The following is a 21,701-nucleotide window of genomic DNA, read 5'->3' on the forward strand; positions in this document are numbered from 1 at the left end:
CTTTTGTTCTACGCATGTTCACGTTTTGTGTCAACGGATTTGCTAGATCGGCAGGTAAAGGACCTCATCCCCGGCCTCGCGCGCGGGATCGTGGGGTTGGCGTACCAATAGTGCATTGGCTTGCGCCAAAACACTTAGCAGCGAGCTGTCCTGATCATCACAGGCGCGGATGCCGCCGTTGTCCAACACCGCCCGCATATAATGCTCACGCGGGCCATTTTTTCCGAGCGGGGCAGAAAGGCGGGCGCGTTGGAATGGCTGTAGGGCCTGTTCAATCCCCAACATGCGGCGCACCATTGGGATGAGGAACAGGTAACCGCACACCATGGCACTGACCGGGTTTCCGGGTAGACCGACCATCGCAGCATCCCCAAGCCGCCCGGCCATCAGTGGTTTACCCGGTCGCATGCGAATCTTGTAGAACGATTGCTTCAGCCCAAGACCTTCCGAGACATCCGCAACCAGGTCGTACTCGCCAACCGACGCCCCTCCGATGGTCACCACGAGGTCAGCGCCCTGTGCCAAGCCAAAAGCTGTTTCTAATGACGCTAAGGTATCTTGTGCGATAGGAAGTACACGAACTTGTGCGCCAGCATCTTCCAGTAACGCCTTAAGACCAAAGGTATTTGAGGCGATGATCTGATCGGGGCCGGGTGTTTCTCCGGGCATCACCAGTTCGTCACCGGTTGAGATTAGTGCAACCACGGGTTTGCGGTTCACAGGGACCGAAGCGATGTTCATCGCTGCCATTAATGCGACATCTTCGGGTCTGAGCTGGCGTGGGGCCGTGATCTGCGTACCGATGCTGAAATCGATCCCCGCAGGGCGGATATTGGCCTTTTCACCGGGGGCGTCGGTTATGGTGATCAGATCACCGCGTCGGTCGACATCTTCCTGTATGACGACGAAATCTGCGCCATCCGGCACAGGCGCACCAGTGAATATCCGCACAGCTTGGCCGGGTCCGACGCTTCCAGCAAAGCGACGTCCGGCCGCAGCTTCGCCAACCACTTTGAACATTGCATGCAGTTCGACTTCGGCCGCCTTGACGGCGTACCCATCCATCGATGACGCAGCAAAGGGCGGCTGATCACGCGTTGCTGCAACGTTTTCTGCCAGGATACGACCGGCAGCCTCGGCAAGGGCAACCGTTTCTGCGGGCAGCGGTGAGACCAGATCGAACAGCAGAGCCCGCGCTTCTTCAACCGAGATCATGATGCCTCGTAACGCCCTGATTTTCCGCCGTCTTTCAGTAGAACACGAATACCGCCGATCTCCATCGATTTGTCCACGGCCTTCGCCATATCGTAAACCGTCAGTGCGGCTGTCGAGACTGCTGTCAGCGCTTCCATCTCTACGCCGGTCTGGCCGGAAGTCTTTACAGTCGCTTCAATCTGAACGCCGGGAAGGTCCGTGTCTAAGCTCAGTTCAATGGCGACTTTGGTCACGGGTAGCGGATGACACAGAGGTATCAGGTCAGGCGTTTTCTTGGCGCCCATTATGCCCGCAAGTCGGGCAACACCAAGAACATCGCCTTTCTTAGCGCGTCCTTCTGAAATGATATCAAAGGTTTCCTTCGCCATCTTGATGTATCCAGATGCAACCGCAACCCGGTCGGTGACAGCCTTGTCGGACACGTCCACCATATGGGCCTCACCTTTGGCATCAAAATGGGTCAGCGGCATCACATCACTCCGGGAATGAGCGGGTTGGCGAGCAGTGCTCGAGTTGCCGAAGCTACATCATCCTGACGCATCAGGCTCTCACCAATAAGGAAACAGCGCGCACCGTAGCGGGCGATATCTGCGAGGTCCGCCGGAGTGCTAAGGCCGCTCTCGCAGACGATCGTGCGATCCGCTGGAACCAGCTTTGACAGATGACGAGTTGTATCAAGAGTCGTCTCGAAGGTCTTGAGATTGCGGTTGTTTATCCCGATCAGCGGGCTTTTCAGCTGCGATGCCCGCTCAAGCTCGTCTGCGTCATGGACTTCGATCAGAACATCCATGCCCCAGTCAAACGCGGTTTGCTCAAGCTCGGCGGCCTGTGCATCGCTGACCGATGCCATGATGATCAGGATGCAATCCGCACCCAATGCACGCGCTTCGACCACCTGATAGGGGTCGTACATGAAGTCCTTCCGCAATGCTGGCAACGAACAGGCCGCGCGCGCTTCGGTCAGAAAGGACTTGTCACCCTGAAAGCTAGGCGTGTCCGTCAGAACCGACAGGCAAGCCGCGCCGCCCTCTTCATAAGCTTTGGCAAGCGCGGGCGGATCGAAATCAGCGCGGATCAGACCTTTGGACGGGCTGGCCTTTTTGACCTCGGCGATCAATCCGTACCCCTTGCGCATAGCCGAATGCAGGGCTTCGGCAAAACCGCGTACCTCGGGTGCGTTCCGTGCCTCAGATTCTAGTGTTTCCAGAGGCTTATGCGCCTTATCCGCAGCGATCTCTTCCAGCTTGTACGCTTTGATTTTGTCCAGAACGGTCTCGGTCATGCGGCTTCCTGTGTAATGCGCGCCAGCGCGGTGATCTTTTCACGGGCCTTGCCGCTATCAATGCTTTCTGTGGCCATCGCAACGCCCTCGCGCAGATCGCTTGCCGCATCTGCAACGACCAGCGCCGCTGCCGAGTTCAGCAACACCGCGTCGCGGTAGGCTGAAGGTGCCCCATCCAGCAGGGCGCGGAAGGCGACCGCGTTCTCTTCGGGCGTGCCGCCGATGATATTTTCGAACGGATGCACCGGAAGGCCTGCATCTTCGGGGTGAAGCTCGACCTCTTTGACAACGCCGTCCTCAACCGATGCGACCCAGCTGACCCCGGTGATCGTAAGCTCATCCGTACCGTCTGAGCCGTGGACTAGCCAGGCATGTTCAGCCCCAAGCAGACCCAGAGTTTCGGCCATCGGGCGGATCAGGTCGCGGCTGAACGCACCGGTCAGTTGGCGCTTCACTCCGGCGGGGTTGGTCAGGGGGCCCAGAATGTTGAAAATCGTGCGCGTCCCCAGTTCTTGCCGCGAAGGCATGACATGGGCGATCGCCGGGTGGTGCATTGGGGCCATCATAAAGCCGATACCGACCTCTTTCAGCGCTTTCTCAACGACTTCCGGGCCGACCATTACGTTGATACCTAGCTGCCCAAGAGCATCTGCTGCGCCAGATTTCGAGCTCAGGTTCCGATTACCGTGTTTTGCAACGGTGACTCCGGCGCCAGCCGTCACAAAAGCCGTGGCTGTCGAGATATTGAGTGTTCCTTTGCCGTCGCCCCCCGTGCCAACGATGTCCATCGCGCCAGCGGGAGCTTTCACTGCATTGCATTTCGCGCGCATTACGGCAGCGGCGGCGGCGTATTCCTCGACCGTCTCGCCGCGCGTGCGCATTGCCATCAGCAACCCGCCGATCTGGCTGGGCGTGGCGGCCCCATCAAAGAGGATGCCAAAGGCCTGTTCAGCCTCGGCACGGGTCAAAGGTCGATCGGCCGCAGCACCGATCAGAGGTTTCAGAGCGTCGCTCATGCGGGGACTTTCATTTCGTTCAGGAAGTTCTTAAGCAGGGCGTGACCATGCTCGGACGCGATGGATTCCGGGTGAAACTGGACGCCGTGGATCGGCAGTTCTTTGTGCTGCAGACCCATAATCGTGCCATCCTCAAGCTCGGCCGTGATCTCAAGGCAATCGGGCAGGCTTTCGCGTTCTACGACAAGCGAATGATACCGGGTGGCCTCGAAGGGCGAGGGCAGGCCAGCGAATACACCTTTGCCGGTGTGTTTCATCGTGCCCATTTTCCCGTGCACGATCTCATGACAGCGCACAACCTTGCCGCCAAATGCCTGACCGATGGTTTGATGCCCCAGACAGACCCCCATCAGCGGTGTTTGCGTTTCGGCCGCGGCTTCGGTCAAGGCCAGACAGATGCCCGCCTGATCGGGATCACAAGGGCCGGGGCTGAGCAGAATACCAGCCGGGTTCATCGCCATTGCTTCTTGCACATCCAGCGCGTCATTCCGGCGCACGACCATCTCGGCCCCGAGCTCACCCAGATAATGAACGAGGTTGTAGGTAAACGAGTCATAGTTGTCGATCAGCAGCAGCATTTGGGCACTTATCTTCCTATGGGCATTTCGGGCTGGCGATGCAGTCCCTGAGCGCGGTATAATGTCGGGACATACATGCTCAGGCTTGTGCGGCAGCGTCAAGAGGACATACCCAACTTGACACCGTACAGGTGAGCGTCGCGGAAGATGGCGTCTGGGCAGATGAGGCACGAAACAACGCGAGAGGCGAGATTTCGATGAGCGGATTTTACGGTGGAGCGATCGCCGGGGCGGTCTCGGTATTGGCACTGGGCGCAGTTCTTTCGCTGACAACTCCTTTGTCACGTAAACCAGATGTGACGGCAACAGCGCCCGAAGTGGCTGATACTCCGCAGCCCCTGGAGGCTGCGAAAGTTGAGGAAAGCAATGCCGATGCTGATCTGGTTGAGTTGCCACCATCCGGCCCTGAAACCCCCGATCTATCATCAGATTCGCTGGATGGCTTGGCAGGTATCGAGCTTGAGCCCGGTGCCCGTCCTGAGGCGGGTGGAGCACCGACCGTAGCCGAGGCACCTGCAGCGATCTCATCTTCTGACGTGACCGTTCAAACCGAAGCGCCCGCGGCACCGCCAAATCCACTTGCCGAACCGACCTCGCCACAACAGGAAGCCGAACCGGCAGCGCTCGCGGACGCTCCAGCAGCGCCTGCGCCCGAGGAAGCCCCGGAACCGCAGGTTGCGGAAGAAACGCCCAAGGAGGTCCCTCAGGTCGCAGCCCTGCAGCCTGAGACCGTCGAAGTGCCGGATGCCGCGCCAGAGGCTGAGGAAGCGGAACCCGTACCTGATGAAAATCCAATCGCGGTTGAGGGTGAAGAAGATACCCGCCCTGTACGTCAGCCGCGCGTATTGACCCTGCCGCAAATTGGCGGAGAGGGGGTTACAGGTTCCGGTTCGTTGATCGGCAAGCGTGTCGTGCCCCTAACCGAGAGGGATGACCCGCCCGTCGAACAAGCCGTGATTACTCCAGAAGTGGTGGCCAAGCCCATCGAAGCACATGCTGCCACCTTCGAAAACCCAGAATCCAAGCCATTGATGTCGATCATTCTGATCGATGATGAAGGGGCTTTTGGGGCCGAGGCGTTGCAGGATTTCCCATACCCGCTAAGTTTTGCCGTCAGCCCGTCTGACCCGAATGCAGCGGAAAAAATGGCCCGTCATCGCGAGGCTGGATTTGAAGTATTGGCCTTGGTTGACATGCACGAAGCCGCCAGTGCTCAGGACGCTGAGGTGTCGTTGTCGGTGTGGTTGGATCAATTGCCTCAAACCGTTGGCATTCTGGAAGGTGTCGGAAGCGGCATTCAGGGCAACCGAAAGCTGGCTGATCAGGTTGCGGCGATTGCTGGAGATACCGGGCGCGGGCTGGTGACGCAGGACAATGGTCTAAACACTGCGCAAAAGCTTGCAGCGCGCAACGGCATTCCATCCAGCGTAGTGTTCCGCGATTTCGATGGTGCCAAACAGGACCCCAAGATCATGCGGCGTTTTCTGGATCAGGCAGCCTTCCGCGCCGGACAGGAAGGTGCCGTGGTGATGCTGGGTCGTCTGCGTCCCGAGACGATCTCGGCTCTGTTGCTGTGGGGGCTTGAGGATCGCGGCAGCCGCGTGGCGATGGCCCCAATTTCTGCCGTGATGATGAAAGAAATCCAGCAGGGCGTTGCCGGATCGCTGACGGACGGGTGACGGCAGCGACCATCCGCCACCCCACTAGCTGTTTCCGCTGCCTGTAAACCGCGCCGCATCCGCAGCCGCGCCGCGAATGGCGTTCGATTTATGGACGGTCTCCATGTATTCCGCTTCTGGGTCGCTGTCATAGACAACGCCGCCTCCAGCTTGGATATACAGTTTGTGGTCTTTCACAATGGCCGTCCGCAGCGCGATGCACATATCCATGTCGCCGCCTGCGCTGAAATACCCGACACCGCCACCGTAGATGCCGCGCTTTTCAGGCTCCAACTCGTCGATGATTTCCATCGCGCGCACTTTGGGCGCGCCTGATACCGTGCCTGCAGGCATCCCGGCAAAGAACGCGTCCAGTGCATCCTTGTCTTCGGCCAGTTCGCCGACCACGTTTGATACGATGTGCATCACGTGGCTGTAGCGCTCGATGATGAACTCTTCGGTAGGACGCACGGTTCCAATCTTAGAAACACGCCCGGTGTCATTGCGGCCCAGGTCCAGCAACATGAGGTGCTCGGCCAGTTCTTTCTTGTCGGCCAGCAGGTCGATTTCGTTGACCTTGTCTTCTTCGGGCGTCGCGCCACGCGGGCGGGTACCCGCGATTGGGCGGATCGTGACCTCATTGCCGAAGACACGCACCAGGATTTCTGGGCTTGCGCCTACGACCTGAAAGCCGCCGAAGTTGAAATAGAACATGAATGGCGATGGGTTGGTACGCCGCAGCGAGCGGTAGAGGGCAAATGGCGGTTGTGGAAAATCCTGTGTCCAGCGTTGGGCCGGGACGACCTGAAAGATATCACCTGCACGGATATATTCCTTGGCCTTTTCAACGGCTTCCATATAGCCCGATTTGGTGAAGTTAGAGACAGGAGCCCCAACTTCGATTGCGTCACCTAGATCGCGCGTCTCAGCCGGCATGGCACGCTCAAGATCACGCACGGCATCCATCACACGCTCGGCGGCCTGCGCATAGGCGGCTTTGGCGCTTTGGCCCTCGCTGGCCCATGCGGGCGACACGACGGTAACCTCGCCTTTGACGCCGTCCAACACAGCAATGACCGAGGGGCGCAGCATGATCGCATCGGGCAGGCCCAACGGGTCAGGGTTCACATCCGGCAGGTATTCCACCAACCGGACCATGTCATAGCCCAGATAGCCAAACAGGCCAGCGGCGGCCTGCGGCAGGTCATCGGGAAGCGCGATGCGGCTTTCAGCCAACAAGGCGCGCAAGTTGTCCATCGGGTTGCCATCCTGTGGCTCGAACGCCTCGGCATCGAAGCGGGCTGATCGGTTCAAGGCCGATGTCTCGCCTTGACAGCGCCAAATCAGATCGGGCTTCATTCCGATGATCGAATAGCGCCCACGCACTTCACCCCCGGTTACCGACTCGAGCATGAAGGCGTCTTTCTGAGCGCCTGTCAATTTCAGCATCAGTGAAACCGGCGTATCCAGATCAGCGGCGAGGCGGGTATAGACGACCTGATTTTCGCCCGCATCATAAGCGCGCGCGAAACTTTCGAAATCCGGGGTCAGGGCCATGTTCTGTCTCTTTTAGTAACTGGCCCGTACCGCGTTCAGCGCTTGCTGATCCAGCACAGGGCGTGCGCGTGTCTGGGCATTGCGCACATAGATGTCAAAGATGTTCTGCGCCAGCGCCTGGCTCAATTGCGCAGCCAGTGCATCCTGCATCTGGCGTTGCTCATCGGTTTCCGCCGGAGGCAGCTCTTCATCCAGACGCACGATCAGGGCGTTACCGTTTCCGGGAATGACACGCAGCTCGCCAGGGTCCATTTCAAACACCTGAGTCATGAAGTCCACGGGAACATCCTCGAGGAATGCGGTACGTGTCAGCGCATTTTCGACGCGGAAGGGCAGGCCTGTGGCGGTAAAGTCGCCATCTGTTGCAAGTTGGGTCAGAACCGTGTTGCCCTGATTTTGCAGCGCTTTCGCAGTTTCTACCTGCAGCCATGCCTCGGCGACACGGTCACGGGCGCTTTCCAGAGGTTCCGGGCGCGGCTCTAGCACTTCATTCAAGCGCAGCGCAAAGATCGAACCATCTTCAAGGAACGCGACCTCTGGGAAATCACCTTCTTGCACAGCCTCAGCGACTGAGCGGAAGCCGTCATACGCGGCAACGCCATCGTCGCTTTGCTGGGTCCAGTCGATCTGACCCAGTTCCATCTCGGTCTCACCGGCCAGTTCTTCCAGTGTTGCGCCGCCTGCAAGCAGGTCGTTGATGTCTTCGGCCTGTGCTTCGATCTGACGGCGCGCTCGGTCGGCGGCGAGTTCTGCACGAAGTTCGGGTTCGGCGTCTTCGAAACTGACATTGTTCTCGGCCAGCGATCCATTGATCCGGAACAGGGCAGGGCCGAACACCGTGGGAAGCGGGCCGACCACATCGTCGATCTCGGCGGCAAACACGGCGTCGGCTGCATCGCCCAGATCTTCACGGGTGACATCGCCCAGATCAACATCGCTCAGCTCAAGCTGACGTTCGCGGACCAACTGTTCGAAATCGGCCCCGCCAACTTCAAGTTGTGCCAGCGCCTCGGTTGCGGATTCTTCGCTGGGATAGGGAAGGCGCTCGACCAAGCGGCGCTCGGGTTGGAAAAATTCGTCAGCGCGTTGGTCGTATAGACGGCGCAGAGAATCTTCGTCCACTTCGATCGTATCGAGCAGCATGTCGGGCGACAGAATGGCGTAGGTCAGTTGCTTGGTGCGGGGCAGTGTGAACTGATCGGTATTCTCATCGTAATATGTCTGAATCTGCGCGTCTGTGGGTTGGGCCACGGGCGTTTCGAGAAGGTCGGCTGACAGGGTCGCCACGGTAAAGCTGCGGCGGGCCAGCACATAGTTCGACAAAGCCTCGGTCAGCGTACGGGGCATTTCAACACCGCTCATGACCGCACCTTGCACGATGGTGCGTGAAGATTCTTTGCGCAGATCCGATTCGAATTCGGAATCGGTCATTCCGACCTGTTCCAGCTGAAAGCGATAGGCTTCGCGGTCGAATGTACCGTTTACACCTTGGAACGCCGGTATCTGTACAATCTCGTCCTGCAGGTTCTCGTCACCGATCGAAATGCCAAGCTGTCCGACCTCGTTATCGATTGCGGCCAGCGCGATCAGGCGCGAAAGGGCAAGTTGATCAAGGCCAAGATCATGTGCCTGCGAAATCTGCATTGCCTGACCGGTTTGCGCTTCGACGGCCCGGATCTCGCGCTGAAGCTCACGAAAATACGCGTCGACCGAAATGCTTTCATCACCGACCTGCGCAACCGTACGCACGGTTCCGGTCAGGCTGGTGGCGCCAAAGCCCGCAAGGCCCAGCATCAAAAGACCCATGAGAATCCAGACAAAGGTTTTGGATAGGTTTTTCATGCCTGCGGCCATGGTGCCCTCTTGGTTTTGTCGGCAAATGTCTGCCCAGTCGGTTGCGGCCCTGAATACGATGCGTGCAGCCGGGGGGCAAGCTTAGAAGGACAAGCCCTGCAATCGGTCGAACAATTGCGCGATACCGGCGCGGTCGAGGTTGGCAAATGCTACACGAACCTGCCGCTTTCCCGCGGAATCGCCCTCTGGCATGAACATGGTACCCGGCAAAAGCAGTATACCTGCCTCGGGTACCAGCCGTCGGGCCAATTCGTCGGAAGCGATGCCAAAGGGATGTTCGAGGTAGGCAAAGTAAGCGCCAAGTCCCAAAAGACGCCAGCCTTTGTCTTCAAGGCGTGGCATTCCTTCCGCGATGGCCTCTCTTCGGTCGAGAATTTCATCTCGTTCACCCGCAACCCATTGGGTCAAGTTCCGCATGCCCCAAAGCGCGGCAAACTGGCCGATCTGGCCGGGGCAGATTGCGACCGTGTCCAGAAATTTCTCGATCTCCGCCAAAAGGGCGGGGCTGGTTGAAATCGCGCCAACACGGTGACCGGTCAGGCGATAGGCTTTTGAGAACGAGTAGAGATGGACAAACGTATCGTCCCAACCCGATTGCTGGAACAGGTCATGAGGCGCGCCTGATCGGCTGTCGAAATCGCGATAGGTTTCGTCAACCAACAGACGAAGCCCCGTTTCCCGCGCAAGATCATAGAAGCGGCGCACCAAGTCCGAAGGGTATTCGACACCACCGGGATTGTTCGGCGTCACCAACGAAATCGCCCGTGTCTTTTCGGTGATAAGGGCGCGGGCGCGCTCCGGATCGGGAAGCAAATCATCGTCTGTGGGCAAATCAACGGCTTTTACCCCGGCCATATCCAGCCACATCTTGTGATTGAAGTACCAAGGGGTCGGAAGGATCACCTCATCCCCCTGATCGGTAATTGCCGAAATCACGGCTGAAAAGGCCTGATTGCAACCCGAGGTGATTGCGATCTGATTCGCCGATACCTCAGCCGCATAATGTGCGCTGATCTGAGCCGCGAGTTCGGACCGCAGGTCATCGTTGCCCAGAACCGGGCCGTATAGATGCGCGCTGTCCTGCTCGACCGCGAATTCGGCCATTGCTTGCCGCAGCGCTAACGGGGGCGGATCGACCGGAGCCGCCTGACTGACATTGATCAACGGACTGTCAACCGCGAACTCGACTCCGTCCAGCCAACGGCGTGCCTCCATCACCGGAGGGGCAAAGGTGGCGGAAGTGCGGGTCATTGTCATGGTGAGTCCGTGATTTCAGCGCTTATGAAAAACGCTTGATTAATCAGTGCCCCGATAGGGTTCGACATATTGCAGGGCCATGTCCCATGGGAAGAAAATCCATGTGTCCTGACTGACCTCGGTAATGAAGGTGTCTACCATCGGACGGCCTTTAGGCTTGGCGTATACGGTCGCGAAATGCGCTTTGGGGAACATATCGCGCACCAGTTCCAGCGTTTTGCCGCTATCGACCAGATCGTCGATGATCAGAATACCGGTGCCATCATCCATCAGATCAGCATTGGGCGCTTTGAGAATTTCTGCTTCGCCCTGCGCCTGATGATGATAGGATTTCACGCTGACAGTATCGACCGTACGGATATCCAGTTCGCGGCTGACGATCATCGCGGGGGCCATGCCGCCACGTGTAATCGCCACGACCGCACGCCAAGCGCCGTCATCTGGTCCTTGCCCATCCAGACGCCACGCAAGAGCGCGCGAGTCGCGATGAATCTGATCCCAGCTGATGTGGAAGCCTTTTTCGTGTGGCAGGCGGTCCTTGGCGCTCATGGTCTGTTATCCTTTTTCAACGTCCGGTGCGTCGACGGCCTTCATTCCGACGATGTGATAGCCTGAATCCACGTGCAGATTCTCACCTGTCACTCCGCTGCTGAGATCAGACAGCAGATACAGGGCCGATTTACCAACATCATCGATGGTCACATTCCGGCGCAGGGGCGAGTTATACTCGTTCCACTTCATGATGTAACGGAAATCGCCGATGCCGCTGGCCGCGAGCGTTTTGATCGGGCCTGCCGAGATCGAATTCACGCGAATGCCGTCTTTGCCCAAATCCTCGGCCAGATACTTTACGGATGCCTCAAGGGCGGCTTTTGCAACACCCATTACATTGTAGTGTGGCATGACCTGTTCGGCGCCGTAATAGGTGAGGGTGATCGCACTGCCGCCTTCGTTCATCATTTTTTCCGCGCGCTGCATAACGGCGGTGAAAGAGTAGACCGAAACATCCATCGTCAGGTTAAAGTTCGCGCGCGACGTGTCGACGTAACGCCCGCGCAATTCGTTCTTGTCAGAAAAGCCAATGGCGTGGACGACGAAATCAAGTTTACCCCATTTCTTTTCGAGCGCGCTGAAGAGTTCATTAATTGATTCTTCGTCGCTGACGTCACAGGGCAAAACGATCTCGCTGCCCAACTGCGCCGCCAATGGATCGACGCGTTTTTTCAGGGCGTCCCCCTGATAGGAAAAGGCCAGCTCGGCCCCGGCGTCGGACAAGGCGCGGGCGATACCCCATGCGATTGATTTGTCATTGGCCAGTCCCATGATGAGGCCGCGTTTTCCGGCCATCAACTGATTTGACATCTTCGGTTCTCCGCCTGTCGTCGCATTGTGTTCGGTTGGTTTATGCCATTGATTGTCCTGCTTCAAGGCCATGCGCTCTTGCCCGCAGCGGGTTCTCGCCTTAGGGTCATGTTAATTGTTTCCTGGGGATGGAAATGAACGAGCATAATGGCATCTTCGCCGGGGCTGATCCGTTTGAAATCGCGGATCGGTGGCTGGCCGAGGCAGAAAAGACCGAACCGAATGATCCTAATGCGATTGCTTTGGCAACCGTGGACTCGGAAGGTTTGCCGAATGCCCGTATGGTTCTGCTGAAGGAAATCGAGAAGGACGCGTTTGTTTTCTATACGAACTATCACAGCGCCAAGGCTCAGGAGTTGGACAGCGCCCACAAAGCGGCTTTTGTGATGCATTGGAAATCTTTGCGGCGACAAATCCGTGTTCGTGGTACAATCACCAAGGAAGATGGGCCGCAGGCGGACGCATACTACGCCTCGCGCTCGCTCAAAAGCCGCTTGGGTGCTTGGGCGTCACACCAGTCGCAACCGCTGGAAAGTCGTGCATCCCTGATGGCCGAAGTGGCTAAAGTGACCGCAAAGTTGGGTACCAACCCGCCTCGCCCTGAATTTTGGGGGGGATACCGTGTAACACCTGTCGAAGTCGAGTTCTGGGCCGATGGTGCCTTCAGGTTGCATGACAGGTTTCAGTGGAAGCGACAAAATGTCGATTCCGACTGGCAAGTGCTGAGGTTAAATCCATGACGTTCGCGTTGCGTGAAATGCAACTGTTTGCAGACAATAGCTTTTTTCAGCTTGAATTTGCGAGCCAAAACATAAACAAGAAACCCTTAACGACTTGCCTATCGTAATGGGAAAACAGTGCCAGAAGATCTGAACAGCATGTACCGCGTCCGTGGACACGTAAAATGGTTCGATCCCGCCAAGGGATACGGATTTGTTGTGTCTGACGAAGGCGGCCCGGACATTCTGTTGCACGTCAACGTGCTGCGAAACTTCGGGCAAAGCTCGGTCGCGGATGGCGCCGGCATCGAGATCATGACCCACAAAACTGATCGCGGTGTTCAAGCGGTCGAAGTGATCAGTGTTGACCCGCCTGTTCGCGCGGAAACCATGATGTTGGCCGATTTTGCCGAGCTTGATCCAACCGTGATCGGCAGCGCTCCGCTTGAGGCTGCGCGCGTCAAATGGTTCGACAAGGGCAAAGGGTTTGGCTTTGCCAATGTTTTCGGCAGCAGTGAAGACGTATTCCTGCATATCGAGGTGCTACGTCGTTCTGGGTTGGCAGATCTGCAACCGGGCGAAGCGCTGGCCATGCGGGTCATTGATGGCAAGCGCGGAAGAATGGCCGCGCAGGTTCTGGCCTGGGAAGCGGCCCTGAACGACTAGGTTCTGAATGATGAGAACGGCTTTCGTACTGGCGCTCCTGAGTTTTTTGATTGGCGGGATCGCGCGGGCTGAATGCCGTCCGGATCGTGTCGAGCTTCGAAATGATCTGGCAGAGGTTCGCTTCGACGTTGAGCTGGCCATCACACCGAAAGAGCGATCGCGCGGATTGATGTTTCGCGAAAGCATGCCGAACAGATCTGGAATGTTGTTTGTTTTTGATCCGCCGCAACCTGTTGCGTTCTGGATGAAGAATACCCTGATTCCGCTTGATATGATCTTTGTTGATCGCGCGGGCACGGTGACGCGTGTGCACGAAGGTGCAATTCCGGGGGATCTGAGCCCAATCGAAGGCGGCGATTCGGTTTATGCGGTCCTGGAAATCAACGCTGGCCTAGCCGAGCGTTACGCCATTCGGCCTGGTTCGCAGATGCGCCACGAAGTTTTTTCGCAAGGTCCTGCAATTTGGCCCTGTTAGGGCTTTTCAAATCAGATCGGCACGTTTAGGAAGGCGCACGGTCCGGGGCGTGGCGCAGTCTGGTAGCGCACCTGTTTTGGGTACAGGGGGTCGTAGGTTCGAATCCTGCCGCCCCGACCATTTTTCCTCTACACTGGCGTTCCGCCATAGTCGGTGTAGAGTTTGGAAAATTCCCTGTCCAAATCTTTGCTTTCAATAGGTATTCTAAGAGTTGAACCATCTTTCTGCGGAACCAGAAAGTACAACTCTGCGTCCACGCGATACCCGGCCTGATTCTTGGTCGAGCTCAGCCGCGTTACGATTTGCGGCAAGTTCTGCGGATAGCCGTTGAAGCTGAGAATCAAATACGCCGTTGCCTCGGGCGGCAAGGTCTCGCGGCATTCAAAGATGCTTGCGGTGGTCTTGATATACTTGTCGCCCGGCCCCGCGCAGTCGGTCCTGAAGGAATTGATAAGGTTCTGCGGATAACCGTCGAATTGCGCGCTGCGAGATGCAGGTGGTGCTTCCTGTGATGTGCAGGACACGATTAGCGCCACAATAGTTAACAATGAAATCAAACGCATGTAGAGTAGATTTCCCATCCAGAAATGTCGTGTGATTTCAAGTATGGCACGCGCTGCGATGTCGTGACGATGATTCTCTGAACATGTCCTTAACGCGGGATCGGTTGATCAATGACCTCTAACTGTGGCGGAAAACACGAGAAATCACTCTGAAACATCAAGGCGGAATAGGCTGCTCGTCCGGGACATGTCTGTGGAGGAATCGCGATGCGGCGAAATTCCGCCGGTTCAGCAAAACAGGTCAAGCTAAAAGATTCCAAAAATGACCGAAAAAGCCCGTTGACCAACTATGGGAATATACGTCAGATTGTATGGGCCGAAAGACGAGCCACTAAATCTGGTAGGCAATGACCGGAAAAGGCATCGGGCGAGGGACGGAAAGCATACCACTAAGACGTAGACCGTATTCGCGGTTCTGCGCTGTTCTAGGCAGCGTCCGGTCCCTTGCGTCTCAAATTCGTCGGTAGTGCGGGCGGCACCCCGCAGCATCAAGATTTAGTGCCGGGACTTGAAATTTGGACAGATCGAAGCTGGGGCAGCGGACATGAAGATTGACAGGAAATTCACCAAATCGGGGCAGGACGCATACGCAGAACTGGACTTTGTGTCTGCGACTTCGGAAATCCGGAACCCGGACGGCACCATCGTTTTCCGCCTCGACGATATCGAAGTTCCTTCAAAGTGGAGCCAGGTAGCCAGCGACGTCATCGCGCAGAAATACTTCCGCAAGGCTGGTGTTCCTTCGGCCCTGAAGAAGGTCAAGGAAAAGGACGTTCCCGAATTCCTGTGGCGCTCAGTTCCGGCCGAAGGTGCTGAATTCGGTGGTGAAACCTCTTCCAAGCAGGTGTTCGACCGTCTGGCCGGTGCATGGGCGTACTGGGGCTGGAAGGGCGGCTATTTCTCGACCGAGGAAGACGCGCGCGCTTACTTCGATGAGATGCGCTATATGCTGGCGACCCAGCGCGCCGCGCCGAACTCGCCACAGTGGTTCAACACCGGTCTGCATTGGGCATACGGAATCGATGGTCCGGCGCAGGGGCACCACTATGTCGACTATAAAACCGGCAAGCTGACCAAATCGAAATCCGCTTACGAACATCCGCAGCCGCACGCGTGCTTCATCCAGTCAGTCGATGATGATCTGGTGAACGAAGGCGGCATCATGGATCTGTGGGTGCGCGAGGCGCGCCTGTTCAAATACGGCTCGGGTACCGGGACCAACTTCAGCCATCTGCGTGCAGAAGGCGAAGCGCTGTCGGGTGGCGGCAAGTCCTCGGGCCTCATGGGCTTTCTCAAGATCGGCGACCGCGCCGCTGGCGCGATCAAATCAGGCGGGACAACCCGTCGAGCAGCAAAGATGGTGATCGTCGATGCAGATCACCCGGACATCGAGCAATTCATCGAATGGAAGGTGATCGAAGAGCAAAAGGTGGCCTCGATCGTTGCCGGATCGAAGATGCACGAGAAGATGCTGAACGGCATTTTCGAGGCCATCCGCAGCTGGGACGGTGCGCAAGACGATGCGTATGATCCCAACAAGAATGAAAGCCTGAAGAAAGCGGTTCGCGAGGCCAAAAAGGTCGCGATCCCTGAGACTTACATCAAGCGCGTGCTGGATTACGCCAAGCAGGGCCATGACAGCATCGAATTCCCGACATACGACACGGACTGGGATTCGGAAGCCTATAGCTCGGTATCGGGCCAGAACTCGAACAACTCGATCCGCGTAACCAACGCGTTCCTGACTGCGGTCGAGAAAGACGCGGATTGGGAACTGATCAACCGCACCGATGGCAAGGTCGCCAAGACCGTCAAAGCACGTGATCTTTGGGAAAAGGTCGGCCACGCCGCATGGGCTTGTGCCGATCCGGGCATCCAGTTCCACGACACCGTCAACGAATGGCACACATGCCCCGAAGACGGTCAGATCCGCGGCTCGAACCCGTGCTCGGAGTACATGTTCCTAGACGACACGGCCTGTAATCTGGCGTCGATGAACCTGCTGACCTTCCTGAAGGATGGTGAGTTCCAGGCAGCGGACTACATGCACGCCTCGCGTCTGTGGACCCTGACGCTGGAAATCTCGGTGACCATGGCGCAGTTCCCGTCTAAGGAAATTGCGAAACTCTCTTACGATTTCCGTACGCTGGGTCTGGGTTATGCCAACATTGGCGGTCTGCTGATGAACATGGGCTATAGCTATGACTCGGATGAGGGGCGTTCGATCTGTGGCGCGCTGACCGCGATCATGACCGGTGTGGCTTATGCGACCTCGGCAGAGATTGCAGGCGAGCTTGGCCCGTTCAAAGGATATGAGCGCAACGCAGACCATATGCTGCGCGTCATCCGCAACCACCGTCGTGCGTCGCAAGGAGTGACCGATGGTTATGAAAAACTGGCTGTTAAGCCGGTGCCTCTGGATCACGACAATTGCCCGGATAAGCGTTTGATCGATCTGGCCATGTCAGCTTGGGATGAAGCGCTGAGCCTCGGCGAAAAGAACGGTTATCGCAACGCGCAGGCCACAGTTATCGCACCAACCGGCACCATCGGTCTGGTGATGGATTGCGACACGACCGGGATCGAACCGGACTTTGCTCTGGTCAAGTTCAAGAAGTTGGCCGGCGGTGGTTACTTCAAGATCATCAACCGCTCGGTGCCTTCGGCGCTGGAAAAGCTGGGCTATTCCTCGGCTCAGATCGAAGAGATCGTGGGTTATGCGGTTGGTCATGGCACCATCGGCAACGCGCCGGGGATCAACCACACCTCGCTGACCGGTCATGGTTTTGGCCCGAACGAGTTGGCAAAAGTAGATGCCGCACTGGAAAGCGCGTTCGACATCCGGTTCGTCTTCAACCAGTGGACGCTGGGTGAAGACTTCTGCACCGGCGTTCTGGGCATCCCGGCGACCAAGCTGAATGACCCGACTTTCGATTTGCTGCGCCATCTGGGCTTTGCCAAGGCGGATATCGACGCGGCCAACGACCATGTTTGCGGAACCATGACGCTGGAAGGTGCGCCGCATCTGAAGGAAGAGCACTATTCGATCTTCGACTGCGCCAACCCGTGCGGCAAGAAAGGCAAGCGTTTCCTTGGGGTTGATAGCCACATTACCATGATGGCTGCAGCGCAAAGCTTTATCTCGGGCGCGATCTCAAAGACGATCAACATGCCCAATGACGCGACCATCGAGGACTGCCAGAAGGCATACGAACTCAGCTGGTCGCTGGGTGTGAAGGCGAACGCGCTGTACCGCGACGGCTCGAAACTGTCGCAGCCTCTGGCGGCGGCGCTGGTCGAAGATGACGATGAGGCAGCCGAAGTACTAGAAAGCGGTTCGACGCAAGAAAAAGCCGTCGTTCTGGCCGAGAAGGTGATCGAGAAGGTTGTGGTCAAGGAAATGATCCGCAGCCACCGCGAGAAACTGCCGCATCGCCGCAAGGGCTATACCCAAAAGGCGATCGTTGGCGGCCACAAGGTCTATCTGCGGACTGGCGAGTTCGAAGACGGCAAATTGGGCGAGATTTTCATCGACATGCATAAGGAAGGCGCTGGCTTCCGGGCGATGATGAACAACTTTGCCATCGCTGTGTCGGTTGGCCTGCAATACGGCGTGCCGCTGGAGGAGTTCGTCGACGCTTTCACCTTCACCAAGTTCGAACCGGCCGGGATGGTGCAGGGCAACGACTCGATCAAAAACGCGACGTCGATCCTTGATTACATCTTCCGCGAACTGGCTGTGTCCTATCTGGACCGCACCGATCTGGCGCATGTCAAACCCGAAGGCGCAACCTTCGACGATCTGGGTCGCGGCGAAGAGGATGGTCTGTCCAACGTATCGGAAATCAGTGAAAGCGCGGCAACCAAATCTCTGGAAGTGCTGAAACAAATCAGCTCGACTGGGTATCTGCGCAAGCGGCTACCGCAGGATCTGATGGTCTTCAATGGTGGTCAAGCCGACGTGTCCGGTATGGCCGAAACCGCAGCGACATTCGAAGCACCCGCTGAGACGGCGGTTGCGACCGGAATGGACGCCCGTACCAAAGCCAAGATGCAAGGGTACGAGGGCGATCCATGCGGCGAATGCGGAAACTACACGCTGGTGCGCAACGGCACCTGCATGAAATGCAACACTTGCGGCGCAACTAGCGGGTGTAGCTGAGTTTAGCGCCCCGGCAACCCGGGGTGCAGGGGTCGGATGCTGCCACAGTAACCGGCCCCGACGAATACGAAGCAAGGCGCTGAGACTTACCATCGATGCCTTGTTTCACTCGGCCGACATGCCCGTGTCGGCCGGGAACAGGGTGGGGCGGAATATTTGCTCCCTCCCACTCTCTCACGGGACGGGTGCGCTCGTCCCATGCGCAGTCCAGGCCGCAGGCAAAAAAACACCGGGCGGTCAACGAAATGAGCCTGGAAGGCGAAACTGACAGGGGGCTTCGGCCCCCTTTCTTTTTTTCAACCCCGAGTCGTGGATTTGAGCAGGGCATTGCCGGATCATCCTGTTTGGATCGGGCAAGAGTTGCCGAAGCCACGACTGGCCATTTCGTCCGGCAATCGTCCGCAAATGCGACTCAGTCAAACACGCAAAGATTGGCTTGAAAGCAGCCATATCAATCTGAGCGGGTGACACGCCTACAGGATGGCCTTTTTTTGGCGCTTGTCCGGACGCAAACACTCAAGAAAACGCAATCAGGAGGCATAACATGAAACCGCAAATTCTGGCCCTTATCTCAACCTTCGCACTTGGCCTGCCGACATTGGCTGTTGGCCAAAGTGCTGCCGATACCAACGGCGACGGCGTACTGACGATCGATGAAGTTCAGGCCGTCGTGCCTGACGTTGATGCCGAAGGCTTTGCGCAGATGGACGCAAACGGCGACGGTGCGCTGGATCAGGATGAGATCACCATCGCTGAACAAGCGGGCCTGCTGCCGCCGTCCAACGGTTGATCAAGCAGGAATACTGGCGGCCCGGAGGCCCCGGGCCGCTTATTTTTCAGTGTCTTACGCGGGTAAGTAAATGTTGAACTTGCTGCGAATTTCCGCGTCCAGAAGCGGGTCGAATCTGGCCGGGGATGGCACGGCGAGGATCTCTTCCTTCCGCTTCACCGCCTTTTCGATCAGATCTGGTTTGCCAAGCTCAACCCATTCCTTCGGAGATGATCGGTCACCAAAGGTAGGATAGACGTAATCTGCCTGCATACGGCCTAGCGTCGCATCGGTGCCAAGATAATGCCCAGGACCACCCATGCAGACTTCGGCCATCTGGTCCAGTGCCAGTGTCTCGTCCGTCACCTCAATTCCGCGCACACAGCGCTGTGCCTGTCCGATCAGGTCATCGCTCAGGATCAGGCTCTCGTGGCAGAACCCCAGCAATGAGGCATGCATGCCTGCGGCCTCATACACCATGTTCAGGCCCGATAGCCCAGCCATGACGTTCGAACACATTTGTTCCCAACCGGCCTGCATGTCGGGCAATTTCGCGTCCGATGCACCAGCTGCGGCACCACCGGGCAGATCGTAAAACTGGTGCATTTGCGCGCAGCCCGCGGTTAGCAGAGCTTGTTCACCCGATCCGATGGACATAGCACCGGTGCGCAGGTCCAGACCAAAAGGCCAAGTGCCAAAAATCGCGGGTGCACCGGGCTTTACGGCGTTTACATAAACCAAACCCGCCAGACATTCGGCGGTGGCTTGTGTGATCGCTCCGGCAACGGTCGAGGGTGCGGTAGCTCCTGCCATGCCCGCAGAAAGCAACAAAACCGGCATTCCGGCCTTGATGCATTCTTCCATCACCTCGCAGCTTTCGGTGGCGAATTTCATCGGGGGCACAACGAAGCAGTTGGAGTTGGACATGAAGGGCCGCTCGCGCCACTTGTCCTCTCCGCCCGCGATCATGTGCAGCATCTCGATGGCGGGGGCCACATGGCTGGGCTCTGTGAACGACGTACCGATGTGTTTGAACGTGCCTGAGGTGGTGGCGTAGACCGTGTTCAGATCCATCTCAAGGTTGTCGGCGATATCTCGGCACACCATGGGGCGTTGAACAAAGTGAATGTTTTCAAGCTGTTCACAGATGCGAGTCGCGTCATGCAGGTCCTGCAGGGTCGAGTCGCGATATTCCTGCCCATGCACGTCGACCATGCTGACCGCTGCGCCTGCGGTGCCATAATGGACACGCGTTCCCGACAGCTCCAGATCCGATTTGCCGTCCCGGCTGTGCAGAGTGATCGAGCGATTGGCCTTGGCGATTGTGTCCTCGACCAATGCGCGCGGAAAGCGGATGCGGCCATCGTCGCCCAAGGTGCATCCCGCAGCCACGAGATAGTCGATCCCACTTTGTGGCGCATCAGCAAGGCCGATGGTTTCCAGTGCGGTCAGAGCGGCCTCGTGGATGCGTTCGATCTGTGCTTGGGTCAGAACCTTCAGGGTTCCGCCCTCCATACCAGGCCGAATCGGGCGAAGATGTTCCGGAAGAGCTGACGCACGGGCGGCACGACGCGCTGCGCGGCCACCGCTGCGGGATGAGTTTCGGGTTTGTTCGTTCATGTGTGTGTCCGGTCAAAAAAGTACGTTGTGGGTGAGTGTACCTAGACCAGTGCTGGCCGTCCTCGTGCCGCACGACCGCGATCCGCACCAATGGTGCGGCTGACCAGCCGAATTTTCCAAACTTCGTTATTCATCAACTTCCTCAGTCTGATGCGCCCATTGTTTCAATGCACTTTTGGACAATCTGTTCTGTTTGCGACTTTGGACTAATTTTATTGGGCCATCAGTCAAAATGAACTGGGCGCAAATCCTCGTGACTAAATGTTTTTTTCCAATTGCGGTAAGAATCTGTTAATCTGCACGTAGTTATTTGGATTTGTACCTTAGGTTTAAGTAAATACTGGGGTTGGCTGATCAGCAGATCGCTGCCTCGGGGATGCGCCCAAACCGGCAACGGATGTTTGGAGGTCTGCATGAAGTCATTACTGGCCGCACTCGCCGCAGCACTGATAACAGGTGCAGGGCAGGTTGTGGCAGAAGACTGGACAGGCGCGTACGCTGGTTTCAGCTTTGGTTATGCAGATGTTGATGGGTCCGGAGGGGCAGGCGGAAGCGGGGGCAGTTTTGGCCCGCTGATCGGATACGACTATGATTTTGGAAATTTCGTACTTGGCGGTGAGTTGGAATATAACCGCCTGAATCTTGATCTGGGACAATCCGAAGGAAGCCTTGATAGTATGTCGCGATTGAAGTTGCGCGGCGGCTACGACTTTGGATCAGCCCTTGGCTATGTTGTCTTGGGAACCGCGCGGGCCAGTACGTCGGGTGACAGTGATACGGCAGCCGTCTACGGGATCGGTGTTGCCTATCCGCTTGGCGAACGGTTTGTAATCAGTGGCGAAGCGCTGCGGCAGAACTTCGATGATATACCGGAGTCTGGTCGAAGCCTCGACGCAAATGTGTTCAACTTGCGCACCACATTCCGCTTCTGAAACTCGGTGGTCGATT

The 21,701-nt window shown here is 57.4% G+C and carries 19 protein-coding genes and 1 tRNA gene; 8 read left to right on the plus strand and 12 right to left on the minus strand.

Annotation, left to right across the window (positions count from 1 at the left end; translation table 11 throughout):
• Positions 1-42: 42 nt before the first annotated feature.
• From ACR0AH_RS02755 to ACR0AH_RS02775, 5 genes are read right to left on the minus strand one after another with little or no spacing between them, the layout of a single operon-like run.
• Positions 43-1,215 carry a molybdopterin molybdotransferase MoeA gene (locus ACR0AH_RS02755; protein ID WP_480590242.1) on the minus strand — a complete coding sequence of 391 codons (1,173 nt, stop codon included), beginning with the start codon at positions 1,213-1,215 and terminating at the stop codon, positions 43-45.
• Positions 1,212-1,685: a cyclic pyranopterin monophosphate synthase MoaC gene (moaC, locus tag ACR0AH_RS02760; protein ID WP_480585142.1), complete on the minus strand. Its 474-nt coding sequence runs from the start codon at positions 1,683-1,685 to the stop codon at positions 1,212-1,214. Before moaC ends, ACR0AH_RS02755 begins: the two co-directional genes overlap by 4 nt.
• On the minus strand, positions 1,685-2,497 hold the full coding sequence (gene trpC, locus ACR0AH_RS02765) for an indole-3-glycerol phosphate synthase TrpC (protein WP_170392973.1): 813 nt from the start codon (positions 2,495-2,497) through the stop codon (positions 1,685-1,687). The genes moaC and trpC overlap by 1 nt, the downstream gene beginning before the upstream one ends.
• Entirely contained in the window at positions 2,494-3,513 is a 1,020-nt protein-coding gene (gene trpD, locus ACR0AH_RS02770; protein WP_170646154.1) for an anthranilate phosphoribosyltransferase, read from the minus strand. Before trpD ends, trpC begins: the two co-directional genes overlap by 4 nt.
• Positions 3,510-4,091: an anthranilate synthase component II gene (locus tag ACR0AH_RS02775; RefSeq protein ID WP_170392975.1), complete on the minus strand. Its 582-nt coding sequence runs from the start codon at positions 4,089-4,091 to the stop codon at positions 3,510-3,512. Before ACR0AH_RS02775 ends, trpD begins: the two co-directional genes overlap by 4 nt.
• Before the next feature lie 197 nt (positions 4,092-4,288).
• Here ACR0AH_RS02775 and ACR0AH_RS02780 point away from each other — a divergent pair, with 197 nt between their 5' ends.
• On the plus strand, positions 4,289-5,770 hold the full coding sequence (locus tag ACR0AH_RS02780; protein WP_480590244.1) for a divergent polysaccharide deacetylase family protein: 1,482 nt from the start codon (positions 4,289-4,291) through the stop codon (positions 5,768-5,770).
• A 24-nt stretch (positions 5,771-5,794) separates the two neighbouring features.
• On the opposite strand, the gene trpE is transcribed toward ACR0AH_RS02780, so the two are convergent.
• The 5 genes from trpE to fabI form a co-directional block, all read right to left on the minus strand.
• On the minus strand, positions 5,795-7,306 hold the full coding sequence (trpE, locus tag ACR0AH_RS02785) for an anthranilate synthase component I (protein WP_480590246.1): 1,512 nt from the start codon (positions 7,304-7,306) through the stop codon (positions 5,795-5,797).
• 12 nt (positions 7,307-7,318) lie between these two features.
• Positions 7,319-9,160: a peptidyl-prolyl cis-trans isomerase gene (locus tag ACR0AH_RS02790; RefSeq protein WP_480590248.1), complete on the minus strand. Its 1,842-nt coding sequence runs from the start codon at positions 9,158-9,160 to the stop codon at positions 7,319-7,321.
• Positions 9,161-9,241: 81 nt separating this feature from the next.
• Positions 9,242-10,417: an aminotransferase gene (locus ACR0AH_RS02795; protein ID WP_480590250.1), complete on the minus strand. Its 1,176-nt coding sequence runs from the start codon at positions 10,415-10,417 to the stop codon at positions 9,242-9,244.
• 39 nt (positions 10,418-10,456) lie between these two features.
• Positions 10,457-10,966 (minus strand): xanthine phosphoribosyltransferase, encoded by a 510-nt coding sequence (gene gpt / locus ACR0AH_RS02800; RefSeq protein WP_480590252.1) that lies wholly within the window; start codon positions 10,964-10,966, stop codon positions 10,457-10,459.
• Positions 10,967-10,972: 6 nt separating this feature from the next.
• A complete protein-coding gene (fabI, locus tag ACR0AH_RS02805) occupies positions 10,973-11,779 on the minus strand; it encodes an enoyl-ACP reductase FabI (protein WP_170405951.1) in 807 nt (268 codons plus the stop codon).
• Positions 11,780-11,913: 134 nt separating this feature from the next.
• Here fabI and pdxH point away from each other — a divergent pair, with 134 nt between their 5' ends.
• The 4 genes from pdxH (at position 11,914) to ACR0AH_RS02825 (ending at position 13,759) form a co-directional block, all read left to right on the plus strand.
• A complete protein-coding gene (gene pdxH / locus ACR0AH_RS02810) occupies positions 11,914-12,519 on the plus strand; it encodes a pyridoxamine 5'-phosphate oxidase (RefSeq protein WP_480590254.1) in 606 nt (201 codons plus the stop codon).
• Positions 12,520-12,636: 117 nt separating this feature from the next.
• The gene (locus ACR0AH_RS02815) at positions 12,637-13,164 is read left to right on the plus strand and encodes a cold-shock protein (protein WP_170392983.1); all 528 of its coding nucleotides are present in this window, start codon (positions 12,637-12,639) and stop codon (positions 13,162-13,164) included.
• Positions 13,165-13,171: 7 nt separating this feature from the next.
• A complete protein-coding gene (locus tag ACR0AH_RS02820; RefSeq protein ID WP_170392984.1) occupies positions 13,172-13,639 on the plus strand; it encodes a DUF192 domain-containing protein in 468 nt (155 codons plus the stop codon).
• Between the two features lie 43 nt (positions 13,640-13,682).
• A tRNA-Pro gene (locus ACR0AH_RS02825) sits at positions 13,683-13,759 on the plus strand.
• A gap of 8 nt (positions 13,760-13,767) precedes the next feature.
• On the opposite strand, the gene ACR0AH_RS02830 is transcribed toward ACR0AH_RS02825, so the two are convergent.
• Positions 13,768-14,220 carry a hypothetical protein gene (locus ACR0AH_RS02830; RefSeq protein WP_480590256.1) on the minus strand — a complete coding sequence of 151 codons (453 nt, stop codon included), beginning with the start codon at positions 14,218-14,220 and terminating at the stop codon, positions 13,768-13,770.
• Positions 14,221-14,746: 526 nt separating this feature from the next.
• Here ACR0AH_RS02830 and ACR0AH_RS02835 point away from each other — a divergent pair.
• Entirely contained in the window at positions 14,747-18,364 is a 3,618-nt protein-coding gene (locus ACR0AH_RS02835) for a vitamin B12-dependent ribonucleotide reductase (protein ID WP_480590258.1), read from the plus strand.
• A 544-nt stretch (positions 18,365-18,908) separates the two neighbouring features.
• Positions 18,909-19,154, plus strand: a complete 246-nt coding sequence (locus ACR0AH_RS02840; protein WP_170405941.1) for an EF-hand domain-containing protein — start codon at positions 18,909-18,911, stop codon at positions 19,152-19,154.
• A gap of 54 nt (positions 19,155-19,208) precedes the next feature.
• Here ACR0AH_RS02840 and ACR0AH_RS02845 read toward each other — a convergent pair whose 3' ends face one another.
• Entirely contained in the window at positions 19,209-20,753 is a 1,545-nt protein-coding gene (locus ACR0AH_RS02845) for a trimethylamine methyltransferase family protein (protein WP_170510158.1), read from the minus strand.
• Positions 20,754-21,166: 413 nt separating this feature from the next.
• Here ACR0AH_RS02845 and ACR0AH_RS02850 point away from each other — a divergent pair, with 413 nt between their 5' ends.
• Positions 21,167-21,685: an outer membrane beta-barrel protein gene (locus ACR0AH_RS02850; protein ID WP_170510161.1), complete on the plus strand. Its 519-nt coding sequence runs from the start codon at positions 21,167-21,169 to the stop codon at positions 21,683-21,685.
• The last annotated feature ends 16 nt before the right edge of the window (positions 21,686-21,701 follow it).

This window comes from Ruegeria sp. AM5 (genome assembly GCF_056540645.1).

Bases quoted from the DNA above. Each gene is read 5' to 3' on its own strand.
- ACR0AH_RS02790 (WP_480590248.1), bottom strand. From the start codon at position 9,160: ATGGCCGCAGGCATGAAAAACCTATCCAAAACCTTTGTCTGGATTCTC.
- moaC (WP_480585142.1), bottom strand. From the start codon at position 1,685: ATGCCGCTGACCCATTTTGATGCCAAAGGTGAGGCCCATATGGTGGAC.
- trpD (WP_170646154.1), bottom strand. From the start codon at position 3,513: ATGAGCGACGCTCTGAAACCTCTGATCGGTGCTGCGGCCGATCGACCT.
- ACR0AH_RS02755 (WP_480590242.1), bottom strand. From the start codon at position 1,215: ATGATCTCGGTTGAAGAAGCGCGGGCTCTGCTGTTCGATCTGGTCTCA.
- gpt (WP_480590252.1), bottom strand. From the start codon at position 10,966: ATGAGCGCCAAGGACCGCCTGCCACACGAAAAAGGCTTCCACATCAGC.
- ACR0AH_RS02795 (WP_480590250.1), bottom strand. From the start codon at position 10,417: ATGACAATGACCCGCACTTCCGCCACCTTTGCCCCTCCGGTGATGGAG.
- ACR0AH_RS02830 (WP_480590256.1), bottom strand. From the start codon at position 14,220: ATGGGAAATCTACTCTACATGCGTTTGATTTCATTGTTAACTATTGTG.
- ACR0AH_RS02835 (WP_480590258.1), top strand. From the start codon at position 14,747: ATGAAGATTGACAGGAAATTCACCAAATCGGGGCAGGACGCATACGCA.
- ACR0AH_RS02775 (WP_170392975.1), bottom strand. From the start codon at position 4,091: ATGCTGCTGCTGATCGACAACTATGACTCGTTTACCTACAACCTCGTT.
- trpC (WP_170392973.1), bottom strand. From the start codon at position 2,497: ATGACCGAGACCGTTCTGGACAAAATCAAAGCGTACAAGCTGGAAGAG.
- pdxH (WP_480590254.1), top strand. From the start codon at position 11,914: ATGAACGAGCATAATGGCATCTTCGCCGGGGCTGATCCGTTTGAAATC.
- ACR0AH_RS02820 (WP_170392984.1), top strand. From the start codon at position 13,172: ATGATGAGAACGGCTTTCGTACTGGCGCTCCTGAGTTTTTTGATTGGC.
- ACR0AH_RS02840 (WP_170405941.1), top strand. From the start codon at position 18,909: ATGAAACCGCAAATTCTGGCCCTTATCTCAACCTTCGCACTTGGCCTG.
- ACR0AH_RS02845 (WP_170510158.1), bottom strand. From the start codon at position 20,753: ATGAACGAACAAACCCGAAACTCATCCCGCAGCGGTGGCCGCGCAGCG.
- ACR0AH_RS02780 (WP_480590244.1), top strand. From the start codon at position 4,289: ATGAGCGGATTTTACGGTGGAGCGATCGCCGGGGCGGTCTCGGTATTG.
- trpE (WP_480590246.1), bottom strand. From the start codon at position 7,306: ATGGCCCTGACCCCGGATTTCGAAAGTTTCGCGCGCGCTTATGATGCG.
- fabI (WP_170405951.1), bottom strand. From the start codon at position 11,779: ATGTCAAATCAGTTGATGGCCGGAAAACGCGGCCTCATCATGGGACTG.
- ACR0AH_RS02850 (WP_170510161.1), top strand. From the start codon at position 21,167: ATGAAGTCATTACTGGCCGCACTCGCCGCAGCACTGATAACAGGTGCA.